Below are 15,589 nucleotides of genomic sequence, written 5' to 3'. Positions count from 1 at the left end.
CGCAGGCATGTCTGAACAAACCCCGCCCTACGCAACCTCACCCCGTTATTTACACACCCTCGTTCACTCGTTGGGGTTTCGCGCTCTCAGCATTGCGTTATTGACGTTGCTGATGTTGATTCCACTGTTTATGGTGATGCAAGTCGTGCAAGAGCGACAGGCGTATCATCAAGGTGTGCTGAATGAAGTAGCAGCGGCGTGGGGGCAACGCCAAACCCTCGTGGGGCCGGTGCTGGTCGTGCCGTATGTTGAACACTTCACCAATGTGGACACGGTAACGGACAAAGACGGCGAATCCCGCGTAGTCAGTAAAGACATTTACAAGGATCATCTCGCGGTATTATTGCCGGAAACCTTGGAAATCCGGGCGGATTTGGCGGAAGAACACCGTCAACGCGGCATCTACGACGCGCTGGTGTATAACGCTAACATCAGCATCAATGGGACATTTGATCATTCGGTACTGCTAAAAGCCAGCGAAGGCGAACGCCGCATTCAGTGGGAAAATGCCTACGTCATGTTTGGCATTGACGACCCCAAAGCCATCAGCAATACGCCCGCGCTGCTGTGGGGTGAAGACACGCTGGCGTTAGAACCGGGCACGGGAATGCCGAAACTGTTAGCCAACGGTTTCCACGCGCCGCTGCCACCCGGCGAATACACCGACGGCGCGACCCACCCGTTTAAACTCAGCTTAAAACTGCACGGTAGCGACGGGCTGTTTTTCGCCCCCGTGGGTAAAAACACCAAAACCCGCATGAGTTCCGCTTGGACTAACCCCAGTTTCCAAGGTGCGTTATTACCTAACACCCACGAAATCAATGCGCAAGGCTTTAATGCCACTTGGGAAATTTCTCATCTGGTGCGTAACTACCCGCAAGCGTGGGTTGCGTCTGACAACCAAACTTACGATTTACACAACTTCACTGCGGGCGTGAGTTTGTACGAAAGTTCTTCGCTGTATACCCAAGTCAATCGTGCGGTGAAATACGCTATTTTGTTCGTGAGTTTAACGTTTTTACTGTTGTTTGCGTTTGAAATCGGCTTGAAACGGCGGTTGCATACCCTGCAATACGTGCTGGTGGGCGGTTCACTGGCATTGTTTTACTTGGTGTTATTGGCGTTGGCAGAACATATCGGCTTTTTGTACGCTTATATTGCTGCCAGCAGTGTGACGGTGCTGCCATTGACTTGGTATTTAGGCGGTATTTTGCGCGATGTCTGGCGCACAGTTGGGGTGTTTGTAGTGTTGGCGTTGCTGTATGGGCTGCTCTACCTGCTGTTGCAGATAGAGGATTACGCGCTGTTGGTGGGCGTAGGCTTGTTGGTCGGCGCGATGGGGATGATGATGGTCATCACCCGACGTTTACCGGCCTGAAGAGCGATTGCCGCGCGGGGCATTATTGTTGCGGCGCGGCGGACGGCTATCACCACCGTGTTGTCCGGCACGTTCACGTTGCTGCCGGTGCGGGCGCACCAGATCGGTTGCCAATAATGCGTTGGTGATTTTGGTCACGGGAATCGATTTGCCGGTGTATTCTTCAATCTCCGGCAAGTAAAACGCGGTATCTTCACACGCAAAGCTATGCGCTTCACCCGAAGCCCCGGCACGCGCAGTACGCCCAATCCGATGCACGTAATCTTCCGCCATTTGCGGTAAATCGAAGTTAAACACATGGCTCACATCAGGAATATGCAACCCGCGTGCCGCCACGTCGGTAGCAATCAACACCTGAAACTGCCCTGCTTCAAAATCTTTAAGCAGCCGCTCACGTTTATTCTGACGCACATCACCGGAAATCAAATCCGAGCTAATGCCGTTGCCACGCAAGTAATCATCAATCTTTTCCGCAATGTGTTTGGTATTCACAAACACAATCGCCCGAAACGGGGTCAATTGCCGAATCAACCCAATCAATAACGGAATCTTTTCTTCATTGGCGGGGAAATACACGTGTTCCACAATGTTATCAGCACGCACCGATTCCGCTTCGATTTGTACTTTTTGCGGGTTGTTCATGTGTTCATACGCCAGCTCCAACACCCGGTGCGAGAGTGTCGCGGAAAACAGCATATTTAAGCGTTTATCCGGCGGTGGCAGTTTGCGCATTAAGTAGCGCACGTCCTGAATAAAGCCCATGTCAAACATGCGATCCGCTTCATCCATGACCAAAGCTTGCACATGCTTGAGGGTGAAAACGTGCTGTTTCCAGTAATCAATGACGCGCCCAGGTGTCCCAATCAATACGTCCACCGGCTCTTCAAATTGCCGCCGCTGCTTGTCGTAACCCGCACCACCGTAAACCAATACAGTGCGCAACCCAATGTGCTGCCCCAGACTTTCCGCATCACGCGCAATCTGAATCGCCAACTCGCGGGTAGGAGCCAAAATCATGCAACGCACCGTGCCAGCTTCCGCATTCGGCTGCGGATTGTTCAGCAAATGCTGAAACACCGCCACCAAAAACGCGCCGGTTTTACCCGTGCCCGTTTGTGCTTGCCCTGCTACGTCTTGCCCCGCCAATGTCAACGGCAATGAATCGGCCTGAATCCGCGAGCAATACTCAAAACCAGCATCACGCAAGGACGCTAATAAACGTTCATCCAAAGGGAATGAATCGAAACGTGTTTGACTTAAGTAGAAATTTTCCATCACGTGAGAATATCACACTGATTGCGAAAGACTGCACAAAATCCACAATTATTTAGCACGATGCAATGGCTATCCGGCATTACCCACATTGTCGACATCACAAAATAATGTGTCGACAATACCTATGAAATTTTATTCATAACGTTAACTATTTCTTCTAAAAGTCGACAATATCGCTTATTATAACGCGCCTCCTTATCACGATAAGTTAACTTTGTCGACATACACGCTACACCGGAGGCGTTACATGAGCACAACAGCTATCTTGGCAGACTACCTAGCAAGCACACACGGTCTGGACAAGTTGCAGAACATCCACTGGAATCAATCTTCCCCTGTCCTGTACGAACAAGCCCTTAATCGTAACGAAGGCAAAATCAGCGCGGATGGCGTTTTCGTGGCTTACACTGGCACGTTTACCGGACGCGCCCCCAACGATAAATTCATTGTTGATGACGCTGGCAGCCACGATAAAGTGTGGTGGGGCAAGGTCAATAAATCCATGACCGAAGCCCATTTCGAGCGCATTCTCAACGATGCCCAACAATTTTTAGCAGGCAAGGAAGTCTTTGTTCAAGACTTGCTTGCTGGTGCGAATGAAACCGATGAATTGCCGGTACGTATCATTACCCAATACGCATGGCACGCCCTGTTTGCACGTAATATGTTCATCCGCCCTGACGATTTGAACCGTCAATTGGCAGTTGATGAACCCAAATTTACCGTGATTCACGTTCCCGATATGCAGGCTGATCCGCAAGCGCACGGCACATACTCTGGCGCGTTTGTATTGCTGAACTTGTCACGCGGTTTGATTTTGATTGGCGGCACGCATTACGCTGGCGAAATCAAAAAATCCATTTTCTCGGTGCTGAACTACCTGTTACCACAGCGCGGCATTATGTCGATGCACGCTTCTGCGAATGTCGGGACAGACGGTGATGTGGCGATTCTATTCGGACTTTCCGGCACGGGCAAAACCACCCTGTCCGCTGATCCGAATCGCGCTTTGATTGGTGATGATGAACACGGCTGGAGCGATGACGGCGTATTCAACCTAGAAGGCGGTTGCTACGCTAAGGTTATCAATTTATCAGCAGATCAAGAGCCACTGATTTACAAAACCACACAAACTTTCGGCACGGTTCTCGAAAACGTGGTTATGGATGCGGCAACCCGCAAGCTGAATCTTGACGATAACAGCCTCACCGAAAACACCCGCGCCAGTTACCCGATTACGCAAATTCCGGGTGCGTTGTACCCCGGTAAAGCGGGTCATCCTAAGCACATTATTATGCTGACTTGCGATGCGTTCGGGGTATTACCACCGATTTCCAAACTTACCACCGAACAGGCGATGTACCACTTCATTTCTGGTTACACCGCGAAAGTCGCTGGTACAGAAAAAGGTGTTACCGAACCAACGGCAACTTTCAGCACCTGTTTTGGCGCACCGTTTATGGCTTTGCACCCTTCCGTTTACGCGGGTTTGTTAGGGCAAAAAATCAATGAACACGGCGTTTCTTGCTGGTTAGTCAATACAGGCTGGAGCGGTGGTAGCTACGGCACTGGTAAACGCATGAATATTCATCACACCCGTAGCATGGTCAATGCCGCGCTCAACGGTGAACTGGATACGGTAGAAACGCGGGTTGACCCGATTTTTGGTCTGAATATTCCAACGAGCTGCCCGAATGTTCCGGCTGAAGTGCTTGACCCGGCTTCTACATGGACAGATGCCGCTGCTTACCAAGCCAAAGCCACGCAACTGGCTACTGCCTTCCATCAGAACTTTACTGCCTATAGCGACGGCGTATCTGCCGCCATTCTTGACGCTGCCCCATTAGCGGGACGCGCTTAAACTTTCAAGCTCCTACCTCTCCTGAGCTGCCGTACTGACTTAACCGTCGGTACGGTTTTTCGCGCCCATTAATCCAGTTTTTGGCGAAATATATTTTCTTGTTCAGTTAATATTCATAAAACTTTTCTATATAGCACTTTTTTTAGGCAAAGCTATCTATACTCAGGATCAGAAAAGTTTCCGTTTAAAATAACTCAGCAGTGCATCGCACAAGGAGAGTGTTATGGATATTCGCAAAACACATCTATGGGTATTGGCTTCTTGCTTCAGTATCAGTTTGTTATCCGCCCCAGCTTACAGCTCCGGCAGTGTCAATTTAGCCGCGACCTTACGTGACGCGCCCGCCTTCACCCCGGTTGCATGGGAAGTATTCCGTTTGGATAACAATAGTTCCGCTGGCAGAGCCACTACCCATTCAGTCAATATGGAACTGACCCCCGGTAATTACCGCGCAGTGGCACGTTACGGCGATGTAGTACGTGACCGTATGTTCACCGTTGGTAGCACTGGTCAGGTAAATGTCGTGATTGCGATGGATTAATCGCTAGGATGGCGGCGCAGTGCGGCTAGTTTTTCGCGAATTTTGATTTCTAGCCCACGCGCCACAGGCTCGTAATAACGCCGCCCCCGCAACGCTTCCGGGAAATAGTTTTCCCCTGTCGCGTAAGCATTCTGCTCATCATGGGCGTAACGGTAGCCTTTACCGTAATCCAGTGCCTTCATTAACGTAGTCGGAGCGTTGCGTAAATGCAGCGGCACATCCAGTGAGCCGGATTGTTGAGCATCCATCATCGCTTGTTTGAAAGCGGTATACACCGCGTTGCTTTTGGGTGCGCACGCCAAATACACCACGGCTTGCGCAATGGCTAAATGCCCTTCCGGGCTGCCAAGGCGTTCGTAAGTGTCCCATGCATTTAAAGCCAGTGTTAAACCGCGCGGGTCGGCATTACCAATATCTTCTGTTGCCATGCGTACCACGCGCCGCGCAATGTATAAGGGGTCACAACCGCCGTCCAACATCCGGCACAGCCAATACAACGCCGCATCCGGGTCAGTACCACGCACTGATTTATGCAAAGCGGAAATCTGCTCGTAAAACAAATCACCGCCTTTATCGAAACGCCGTAAGTTACCGCCCACTACTTCCTGCACGCTGGCAATACTCAATACCGCACCGGCGGGCGTTGCTTCAGCCAAATCTGCGGCCTGTTCCAACCAATTGAGCGCACGCCGCGCATCACCATCGGCGGCTTGTGCCAACGCATCCAGCACTTCATCGCTCACCTGCAAGCCCTGTTCACCCAAACCGTGTTCACGATTATGCAGCGCACGTTGCAACACCCCGACAATCGCTTCCGGGGTTAACGGGCGTAACACGTAAGTCCGCACCCGCGACAACAAGGCGTTATTGAGTTCAAACGAAGGATTTTCGGTAGTCGCACCAATAAACAACAGCGTGCCATCTTCAATGTGCGGCAGAAAAGCATCCTGCTGGGTTTTATTGAAACGGTGAACTTCATCGACGAATAGCACCGTCGCCCTGCCCCGTTGCTGGCGATTATCACGCGCCACCTCTACCGCTGCACGAATATCTTTAACACCGGCTAATACCGCCGAAAGCGTCAAAAATTCGGCATTCCAATAATGGGTAATTAAACGTGCGAGGGTGGTTTTGCCGGTTCCCGGTGGCCCCCAAAACAGCATGGAGTGCGGGCGGGATTCTTCAATCGCTCGCCGTAGCGGTTTGCCAACGGCGAGGAGGTGAGACTGCCCAGCGTACTCGTCTAAAGTCGCCGGGCGCATTCGTTCAGCGAGTGGAATCAAGCCGGATTGCCAATCACATCCGCCCCTTTCGGTGGTGTGAAACTAAAGCGCGAATCGTCGATGCCACTATTGGTACGCAAGCCTTGGAACTTAATGTAAGTCATTTGCCCAAACTTATCGTTGAGGATCATTTCCTGAACACCGCTCTCGCTAATGCCCAAGTCCATCGAGGTGAAATCGGAATCTTTCTTGTGCGGTGTCAAACGAAACCATTCCAGATTACTGCCATCCGCTTCCATTTCAGCTACCGCGAATTGCTTTTCAGCCGCTTGCTTTTGCAGTAATAAACCTACAGGCGCGGCTGATAACGCTTGTTTCATCGGCTTTACCGTCACCTGATCCAGCTCAACATCGTAAACCCAGACGTTTTTACCATCCGCCACGATTTGATGCTTATCGGGTGCTGCGTATTCCCAACGGAACTTGCCGGGGCGTGACAGAAAAACTGTACCGCTGGATGACTGACGTACCTTGCCTTTATCATCCACCACTTGCTGGGTAAAACCGGATTGCATGGTATCAACCTGAGTAAAAAACTCATTGAGTTTCTCGCGCCCCCCTGCCCAAGCGTTGCTTGCCAGCCCGGTCATCAACAACATCAGCAGTGTTTTCGCAAACTTCGTTTTCATCATTAACCTCTTGTATTTAATCCTTTATCGGTGCGGGAGCAAGCACATCACGGGTTCCGTTACTGAGTACCGCGCTCACCACACCTGCTGTTTCCATGTCTTCTATCATGCGTGCCGCGCGGTTGTAACCCACTTTTAAACGGCGTTGCAAATAGGAGATCGACGCACGCCGCGATTCAGTGACCACTGCCACCGCTTCGTCAAACAATGGATCAGCTTCACCTTCGCGCTCGCCCAGCGGCTCCAATCCGGGTATCGCATCGGATGAAGACGTTGTATCAGCTAAGACATCCGCAATGTAATCCGGTTCCCCTTGCAGCTTGAGGTAATTCGCCACGTCTTCCACTTCGCGGTCTGTCACCAGCGCACCGTGCACCCGCAATGGCAACGAGGTTCCCGGCGGCATATACAGCATATCGCCGTAACCCAGCAATTGTTCCGCGCCACCTTGATCCAAAATGGTACGTGAGTCGATTTTCGTCGACACCTGAAACGCAATCCGGGTCGGAATATTCGCCTTAATCAAACCCGTAATAACATCCACCGACGGGCGTTGTGTGGCTAAAATCAAGTGTATCCCCGATGCCCGCGCTTTCTGTGCCAAACGTGCAATCAGCTCTTCGACCTTCTTACCGACGACCATCATCATGTCGGCGAATTCGTCGACGATTACCACAATGTAAGGCAAGGTTTTCAGCGGTAACGGATGCCCATCGACGGCGGTTAACGGATCAAACAACGGATCCATAATCACATCACCACGGTCTTCCGCTTCACGGATTTTCTCGTTGAAACCGGCAATATTACGCACTTTCAACTTCGACATCAGCAGGTAACGCCGCTCCATTTCTGCCACGCACCAGCGTAATGCATTGGCAGCGTGTTTCATATCAGTCACCACCGGAGCCAATAGGTGCGGAATGTCCTCGTAACTGCTCAATTCGAGCATTTTCGGGTCAATCATAATCATGCGCACCTCTTCGGGTGTGGCTTTATACAGCAAGCTCATTAACACCGCATTGATGAACACCGATTTACCCGAACCTGTCGTCCCTGCCACCAGCAAATGCGGCATCCGCGCCAAATCCACCACCATCGGATTGCCTGCAATGTCTTTACCCAACACCAGACACAAGGGGGAAGCGTTTTTCTTGTAAGCCGACGAGCCAATCATTTCACTGATCGTCACCACGTCGCGGCGATCATTAGGAATTTCAACCCCAATGGTTGGACGACCCGGAATCACTTCCACCACGCGCACGCTGGAAACGCACATATTCCGCGCCAAATCCGACGACAACCCGGAAATTTTGGACGCTTTAGTTCCATCCGGCAATTCCAGCTCGAAACGGGTAATCACCGGCCCCGGAGCTTGCGCCACCACTTTGACATCCGGCACACCGTAATGCCCCAAGGCTTCAACCAACTTACCCGCAAGTTCATCCAAGCGTTCTTTGGATTGGGTAACACGCTCTTTCGGCGGCGGATTCAGCAAGGTCAAACGCGGCAATACCAACATGCTGCCTTTGCCACCGATACGTGGTAATTCTTCCACCACACTGCGTAGCTCTTCATCTTCGATCGCATCGGCAACAGCGGCGGGTTTAGCAGCGGATTTCGGTTTTGCAACTTTAACCTCGCCCACACTCGCCGGGTCACGGCTGGCGAACGCTGGTACACCCAAAGTGGATTCACGACGTTCCTGATGGGATTCTAAATCGGCTAAATCCGCACCCTCCTCCAACACAGGATCGGTACGCCCGCCACTCAGCCCACCCGCAGTCCGGCTGACCCAACCGGAAGCTTTATCCAGCGAGGCTTTGCTGGTTTTCAGGTAATCTTTACTGGTGTCTAATACACCGGAAACTTTACCCAGCAAGCCCGCTTTCGCATCCGCACTGCCGCCTTTCACCTCTTGGGCTTTATCGAAGAGTCTTAGCACTTCATCACCGACTTTTTCGGCAACGGTTGCCCATGAAATATCCGTGACCAGCGTTAAACCGCCAAGAAACAACGACATTAACAACAACGCCGCACCGTATAAGCCCAAGAACGAGTGCGCCACCAGATTGCCCACTAACTGCCCCAGCAAACCGCCGCCGCCGTAACCGTTATGCCCCTCAAACAGCAAATGCGCCAAACCACTACCCGATAGCAGCAGCAAAATAGCACCGCCCGCACTGATCAGATCGTTAACGCCGCCAATGGGGTTATTGGGGTTTTTCATTTGCGGGCCAATGCGGAAGGACACCAAGCCCATCACCACCAGCACTACCGGCAAACCGTAGGCAAAATAGCCCATTAATCCGAATAAAAAATCAGCTAACCACGCGCCGGGACGTTCCGCCACGTTGAAAATCTGCCCCGGATTACTGTTGATGTTGAAAGGCCCAGGATCGCGGGCATCATACGTCAGCAGTGCCAACATAATGACCGAAGCAATGCCTAAAAAAATAATAATTGACGCTTGCTGCACCGCAAGGCGTTTCTTCGGATTGAGTGTAACTTTGCTTGCCAAACCAATATCCCTGTTCGTTTTGTCGCGTTTATACCGTAATATTAGCCGATTCAAAGCGGCGGTGGTTCCTCACCTGCACGCATACAAGGAGAATTATACATGAATACGACGAAACATTGCCGTTTACTGATTCTAGGTTCAGGCCCTGCGGGTTATACCGCTGCGGTTTATGCGGCACGCGCCAATCTCAACCCCGTTTTAGTCACTGGGATGCAACAAGGCGGTCAATTGATGACCACTACCGAAGTCGACAACTGGCCGGGTGATAATGAGGGTGTCATGGGGCCGTCGCTGATGGAACGGATGCAAAAGCACGCGGAACGTTTCAACACCGAAATCATTTTCGACCACATCAGCAGCGTTGACCTGCAAAATCGCCCGTTCACCCTCACCGGCGACAGCGGCACTTACACCTGCGACGCGCTGATTATTGCAACCGGTGCTTCCGCGATGTATTTGGGGCTGGATTCCGAAGAAAAATTCAAAGGCCGTGGGGTATCCGCCTGCGCTACCTGCGACGGTTTCTTTTACCGCAAGCAAAAAGTCGCGGTGATTGGCGGCGGCAATACGGCTGTGGAAGAAGCTTTGTATTTGGCGAATATCGCCTCGGAAGTGATTTTGGTACACCGCCGCGACACCTTACGCTCTGAAAAAATCCTGCAAGACCATTTGTTTGCAAAAGCCGCAGAAGGCAAAGTCAAACTAATGTGGAACCACACCCTTGATGAAGTCCTCGGCGATAAAAGCGGCGTAACCGGGATGCGCGTCAAACACGCCACCACGGGCGAAACCCAAGACATTGACGTACACGGAATTTTCGTAGCGATTGGACACAAACCCAACACCGATATTTTCAACGGGCAGTTGGAAATGCACAATGGCTACCTCAAAGTCAAAAGCGGTTCCGACGGCAACGCTACCCAAACCAGCATCGAAGGCGTATTTGCCGCTGGCGATGTCACCGACCACGTTTACCGCCAAGCAATCACCTCCGCTGGCACGGGCTGCATGGCGGCATTGGATGCAGAAAAGTACCTCGATCAATTGGCAAAACAAGGCCACTAAGCGTTGACGCAGCCACTAAGCTTAACCCTGTTGAACAACAACTGGTCGGAAGAACCCTTCCCGCCAGTTGAATTGGCATGGGAAGAACCGAATGGGTTACTCGCCGTTGGTGGTGATTTGAGCATCAAACGCCTGCTCAATGCTTACCGCAATGGCATTTTCCCTTGGTTCGGGCCGCGTGAACCGATCTACTGGTGGTCGCCTTCACCGCGCACCGTATTGTTTCCGCAGCACATCCGCATTACCCGCAGTTTACGCAAATCGCTGCGTAATAAAGGTTATCGCATCACTTTTGACACCTGTTTCAGCGAAGTGGTGCAAGCGTGTGCCGCACCGCGCAGTTACACCAGCGGAACCTGGATTACCAACGAAATGCACACCGCGTATTGTCGCTTACACGCGGCGGATGTTGCGCATTCGGTGGAAGTGTGGAACTCGACGGGTGAGTTGGTCGGGGGCTTGTACGGGGTCAGTGTTGGCGGGATTTTCAGCGGTGAATCCATGTTTAGCCGTGAACCGGATACCTCGAAAATCGCAATGGTCGCCCTCGCCTATCATCTGCAACGTTGGGGATTCCGGGTGATTGACTGCCAAATCGAAAACCCGCACCTGATGAGCATGGGCGCGGAAAATATCCCGCGTGAAGACTATTTAGCCCTGCTGCGAGCCAATGCCCAGCATCAACCACCGCGTGAATGGGCAACCGATACGCAAATGGATTTATCACGTTGGGAACCGCTTACCTCATGATTGGATAGGCTCGTGATTCGAGTGGGTAAATTCTGTCAGGTTACTGCGGGCGTGGTGGTGCTAATTGCTCATACACATTTACCGCATAAGCGTGTGGTAAACCGCTCAGGGTCAAGCCGTGCAAGATGGCTTCCCGGTTGTTGAATGCTGCTTGAGGCGTTGGGAAAGTTCCGGCGCGTACCAGCTCTTCGCACATCCACGCCACATTTGCGTAGGCGGTGCGCATTCCAAATTGTGGGTTGATTTGGAACATCCGGTAGATTTCGGAACTCATCCGTAACCAGATTAACTGGCGTTGGTCTTTGATGCGGTCAAGGGTGGCGGCGGTTTGTTGCGCGGTTGGGGTCATGGCGGGAATGATCGCCCTGAATATCTGATAGCTCAGGTCAATCAGGTTTTCGCCGCTGGCTTGCAGGGTGTATCCGCCCCGTTCGCAGTAAAACAACTGCTGTTTAAATTCGCTGATTTCCACCGACAACCAATCCTCGGCGTATTCACCGAAAGCAGGCCAGCGACTGATGGGGTAAGGTAATTGTTGCGCCAACGCCTGCAATTGCGTGGCGTAAGCACGGTGATCACGCAGCGGGAGCAAGCTGGTCAGGTCACTGAATGGAATGCTGGTGGTTGGGGTGGGTAGTGGCATTGCGGTGGTTTCCAAAGGGTGGTCGGTAAACGCGGGCTTGGATTCTGCCAAACGGTTGCTGACGATGTTATCCTAAGTGCCTATCACCGATATATGTGAAGGCCGTTTTTTAACCTATTTTTCAGTTAGTAAGGAAATCTCCCTTTCTGCCAAAACCTGCTAGAATTCGTTTTTTGTTCGGCACGAGCTTGCACTCATGGAAAAATTCATCCGCATTCGCGGCGCACGCACCCACAACCTGAAAAACATCGACCTTGACCTGCCGCGTGACAAGCTGATCGTGATCACGGGCTTGTCGGGTTCGGGCAAGTCGTCGCTGGCGTTCGACACGATTTTTGCGGAAGGGCAGCGGCGTTACGTCGAGTCGCTATCCGCCTACGCTCGCCAGTTCTTGTCGATGATGGAAAAGCCGGACATTGACCACATCGAAGGGCTTTCCCCGGCGATTTCCATTGAGCAGAAAACCACCTCGCACAACCCGCGTTCCACCGTCGGCACGATCACCGAGATTTACGACTACCTGCGCCTGTTGTATGCGCGGGCAGGTGTGCCGCGTTGCCCGACGCATCACGTTGATTTGCAAGTGCAAACCGTCAGCCAGATGGTCGATCAGGTGCTGAGTTTGCCCGAAGGCAGTAAGCTGATGTTGCTGGCTCCGGTGGTGCGCGAACGCAAGGGCGAGCATGTGCAACTGTTTGATTCGTTGCGGGCGCAAGGCTATTTGCGAGCGCGGGTGAATGGCGTGGTCTACGAACTGGACGTGCCGCCAACGCTGGAATTGCGCAAGAAACACACCATCGAAGTGGTGATTGACCGTTTCAAAGTGCGCGACGACATGCAGTTGCGCCTTGCGGAATCGTTTGAAACCGCGCTGAAACTCGCCAACGGGCTGGCAACAGTGGCGTGGATGGACGGTGACGGCGATGACATGATTTTTTCCGCCAACTACGCCTGCCCGCATTGCGGCTGGTCGCTGACCGAACTCGAACCGCGCTTGTTCTCGTTCAACGCACCCGCTGGCGCGTGCCAGACCTGCGACGGCTTGGGCGTGGAACAGTTTTTCGACCCGCAACGGGTGGTGGCAAATCCGTCGATGAGCCTTGCGGGTGGCGCGGTGCGCGGCTGGGATCGGCGCAACGCCTACTACTTCCAGATGCTCACCTCGCTTGCCGACCATTTCAGCTTTGACGTGGAACAGCCGTGGGACGCATTGCCCGCATCTGTCCACAAACTGATCTTGCACGGCAGCGGTTTGGAGGAGGTGGAATTCACCTACGTCGGGCAAAAAGGGCAAATTTACACCCGTTCGCACACCTTTGAAGGCGTGTTGAACAACCTCAAACGCCGTTACCGCGAAACCGATTCGAGTGCGGTGCGCGAAGAATTGGCGAAATACCTTGCCAGCCGTGCTTGCCCCGATTGCGGCGGCACCCGCTTGAACGAACAGGCGCGGAACGTGTTCATCGCGGGGCGCAATTTGCCTGCCATCACGCATTTGCCGATTGGCGAAAGCCATACGTTCTTCCGCAGCCTGAATTTACCGGGGACGCAGGGGCAAATTGCCGACAAGATTTTGCGCGAAATTGCCTTGCGCTTGGAATTTCTGGTCAACGTTGGGCTGGATTATCTGACCCTGAGCCGTAGCGCGGAAACGCTTTCCGGCGGCGAAGCGCAACGCATCCGTCTCGCCTCGCAGATTGGCGCGGGGCTGGTCGGGGTGATGTACGTGCTGGATGAGCCGTCCATCGGTTTGCACCAGCGCGACAACGCCCGCTTGCTGAAAACGCTGTTCCGCCTGCGTGACCTCGGCAATACCGTGATCGTGGTCGAGCATGACGAAGACGCGATCCGTTCCGCCGATCATGTGCTGGATATTGGCCCCGGCGCGGGTGTGCACGGCGGCTACATTATTGCGCAAGGCACACCGGAAGAAGTGTTTGCCACGCCGGATTCGGTGACGGGGCAATTCATGTCGGGGCGGCGCAAAATCACCATGCCCGCCCAACGCACCCCATTCAACCCCGAACGCACCATCAAACTGATCGGCGCGACCGGCAATAACCTCAACGACGTAACGCTGGAAATTCCGCTGGGGCTGCTGACCTGCATCACCGGCGTGTCGGGGTCGGGCAAATCGACGCTGATCAACCGCACGCTGTACCCGTTTCTGGCGCGGCATCTGCACGACAGCAGCGTGGAAGTTGCCCCGGTGCGCGAAGTGCTGGGCGTGGAACAAATCGACAAAATTATCGACATCGACCAAAGCCCGATTGGGCGCACCCCGCGTTCCAACCCCGCGACCTACACGGGCGTGTTTACCGCGATTCGGGACATGTTTGCGGCGACGCAAGAAGCACGCTCACGCGGTTATTTGCCCGGAAGATTTTCGTTTAACGTCAAGGGCGGGCGTTGCGAAGCCTGTTCCGGCGATGGCTTGATCAAGGTCGAAATGCACTTTTTGCCGGACGTGTACGTGACCTGCGAAGTGTGCGACGGTAAGCGCTACAACCGCGAAACCCTCGACATCCGCTACAAGGGCAAGAACATCAGCGAAGTGCTGGCGATGACGGTGGAAGATGCCTGCGAATTCTTCGCCGCCGTGCCGTCGATCCACACCAAGCTGCAAACGCTGATGGATGTGGGGCTGTCGTATATCACGCTGGGGCAAAACGCGACTACGCTTTCGGGTGGTGAAGCGCAGCGGGTCAAGCTGGCGAAAGAGCTGTCCAAACGTGGCACGGGCAAGACGATTTATATTCTGGATGAGCCGACCACGGGGCTGCATTTCCACGACGTTGATCAGTTGTTGCAAGTGCTGCACCGCTTGCGTGACGGCGGCAATACCGTGGTGGTGATTGAGCATAATCTGGATGTGATCAAGACGGCGGATTGGGTGGTGGATTTGGGGCCAGAGGGCGGGAGTCGTGGGGGGCATATTATTGCGGTGGGTACGCCGGAGCAGGTGGCGGAAACTGAGGGGTCGTTTACGGGGGAGTTCCTGAAACGGATGCTATAACGCTATTCAGCCCCCCTTTGAACTTCAACGACACTCACTGCGTCAAACTCAATAAGTTCAGCAATCGTTGAGCTTAAGAAACGCTGTTATTAATTGAATCAGGAAGATCGTCTATGTCTATTATCAAAAAAGCGTTGTTGGGATTATCAGGGCTAGGGTTAATGTTCAGTTTTAGCTTCCAGTCAGCAAGTGCGATGCCAAACCCCGCATCCGAAAATTGTGTCAAGCAAGGTGGAAAACTGGAGTTAGTCAACGGGCAAGGTTATTGCACACTGCCGGGCGGCGTGCGTTGTGAAGAATGGGCGTTATTCCGTAACGAATGCCCAACTCAAGCGAAACCCGCCATCGTCGGAGGCTACACAACTATTTCAGTGAAAGATGCTGGCGTACAAGCTGCCGCGCGTTTTGCAGCGGGCAAATTGGGCAACAAAAAAACCAAATTGGCTGCGGTGCACAAGGCTGAATCCCAAGTGGTTGCGGGGACAAACTACCGCATGAAGCTTACGTTGAGCAATCGCAAACAGTATGAAGTCGTGGTTTTCCAAGGTTTGAATAAACGTTACCAATTGACCAGCGCGAACCCCATCAAGAACCACGCTCGTTGATAGGCATCGCTACTCGCGACGAATT

12 protein-coding genes are annotated in these 15,589 nt (G+C 53.0%); 7 read left to right on the top strand and 5 right to left on the bottom strand.

Annotation, left to right across the window (positions count from 1 at the left end; genetic code table 11):
* The first annotated feature begins 7 nt into the window (after nucleotides 1–7).
* Nucleotides 8–1,378, top strand: coding sequence for a cell envelope integrity protein CreD (gene creD / locus J9260_RS04360; RefSeq protein WP_210219828.1), 1,371 nt, complete (start codon nucleotides 8–10; stop codon nucleotides 1,376–1,378).
* Here creD and J9260_RS04355 read toward each other — a convergent pair.
* Nucleotides 1,367–2,653, bottom strand: a complete 1,287-nt coding sequence (locus J9260_RS04355; protein ID WP_210219827.1) for a DEAD/DEAH box helicase — start codon at nucleotides 2,651–2,653, stop codon at nucleotides 1,367–1,369. The genes creD and J9260_RS04355 overlap by 12 nt on opposite strands.
* Nucleotides 2,654–2,900: 247 nt before the next feature.
* Here J9260_RS04355 and pckA point away from each other — a divergent pair, with 247 nt between their 5' ends.
* Nucleotides 2,901–4,514: a phosphoenolpyruvate carboxykinase (ATP) gene (gene pckA, locus J9260_RS04350; protein WP_210219826.1), complete on the top strand. Its 1,614-nt coding sequence runs from the start codon at nucleotides 2,901–2,903 to the stop codon at nucleotides 4,512–4,514.
* Nucleotides 4,515–4,737: 223 nt separating this feature from the next.
* On the top strand, nucleotides 4,738–5,055 hold the full coding sequence (locus J9260_RS04345; protein WP_210219825.1) for a hypothetical protein: 318 nt from the start codon (nucleotides 4,738–4,740) through the stop codon (nucleotides 5,053–5,055).
* Here J9260_RS04345 and J9260_RS04340 read toward each other — a convergent pair.
* From J9260_RS04340 to J9260_RS18770, 3 genes are read right to left on the bottom strand one after another with little or no spacing between them, the layout of a single operon-like run.
* Nucleotides 5,052–6,317, bottom strand: coding sequence for a replication-associated recombination protein A (locus J9260_RS04340; protein ID WP_210220709.1), 1,266 nt, complete (start codon nucleotides 6,315–6,317; stop codon nucleotides 5,052–5,054). The genes J9260_RS04345 and J9260_RS04340 overlap by 4 nt on opposite strands.
* Before the next feature lie 17 nt (nucleotides 6,318–6,334).
* The gene (gene lolA / locus J9260_RS04335; protein ID WP_210219824.1) at nucleotides 6,335–6,967 is read right to left on the bottom strand and encodes an outer membrane lipoprotein periplasmic chaperone LolA; all 633 of its coding nucleotides are present in this window, start codon (nucleotides 6,965–6,967) and stop codon (nucleotides 6,335–6,337) included.
* Between the two features lie 16 nt (nucleotides 6,968–6,983).
* Nucleotides 6,984–9,485 (bottom strand): FtsK/SpoIIIE family DNA translocase, encoded by a 2,502-nt coding sequence (locus J9260_RS18770; protein ID WP_210219823.1) that lies wholly within the window; start codon nucleotides 9,483–9,485, stop codon nucleotides 6,984–6,986.
* Nucleotides 9,486–9,584: 99 nt separating this feature from the next.
* Here J9260_RS18770 and trxB point away from each other — a divergent pair, with 99 nt between their 5' ends.
* Both trxB and aat read left to right on the top strand, forming a co-directional pair.
* Nucleotides 9,585–10,550: a thioredoxin-disulfide reductase gene (gene trxB, locus J9260_RS04325; RefSeq protein ID WP_210219822.1), complete on the top strand. Its 966-nt coding sequence runs from the start codon at nucleotides 9,585–9,587 to the stop codon at nucleotides 10,548–10,550.
* Nucleotides 10,551–10,553: 3 nt separating this feature from the next.
* Nucleotides 10,554–11,300: a leucyl/phenylalanyl-tRNA--protein transferase gene (gene aat / locus J9260_RS04320; protein WP_210219821.1), complete on the top strand. Its 747-nt coding sequence runs from the start codon at nucleotides 10,554–10,556 to the stop codon at nucleotides 11,298–11,300.
* A 40-nt stretch (nucleotides 11,301–11,340) separates the two neighbouring features.
* Here aat and J9260_RS04315 read toward each other — a convergent pair whose 3' ends face one another.
* Nucleotides 11,341–11,943, bottom strand: coding sequence for a hypothetical protein (locus J9260_RS04315; protein WP_210219820.1), 603 nt, complete (start codon nucleotides 11,941–11,943; stop codon nucleotides 11,341–11,343).
* A 196-nt stretch (nucleotides 11,944–12,139) separates the two neighbouring features.
* On the opposite strand from J9260_RS04315, the gene uvrA reads away from it, so the two are divergent.
* Both uvrA and J9260_RS04305 read left to right on the top strand, forming a co-directional pair.
* Nucleotides 12,140–14,959 (top strand): excinuclease ABC subunit UvrA, encoded by a 2,820-nt coding sequence (gene uvrA / locus J9260_RS04310; RefSeq protein ID WP_210219819.1) that lies wholly within the window; start codon nucleotides 12,140–12,142, stop codon nucleotides 14,957–14,959.
* Nucleotides 14,960–15,072: 113 nt separating this feature from the next.
* Nucleotides 15,073–15,564, top strand: coding sequence for a DUF333 domain-containing protein (locus tag J9260_RS04305; protein ID WP_210219818.1), 492 nt, complete (start codon nucleotides 15,073–15,075; stop codon nucleotides 15,562–15,564).
* Nucleotides 15,565–15,589: the final 25 nt, after the last annotated feature.

It is taken from the genome of Thiothrix unzii (assembly GCF_017901175.1).
Taxonomy (GTDB): Bacteria; Pseudomonadota; Gammaproteobacteria; order Thiotrichales; family Thiotrichaceae; genus Thiothrix; species Thiothrix unzii.
This window is presented reverse-complemented; position numbering and strand designations above follow the sequence as displayed.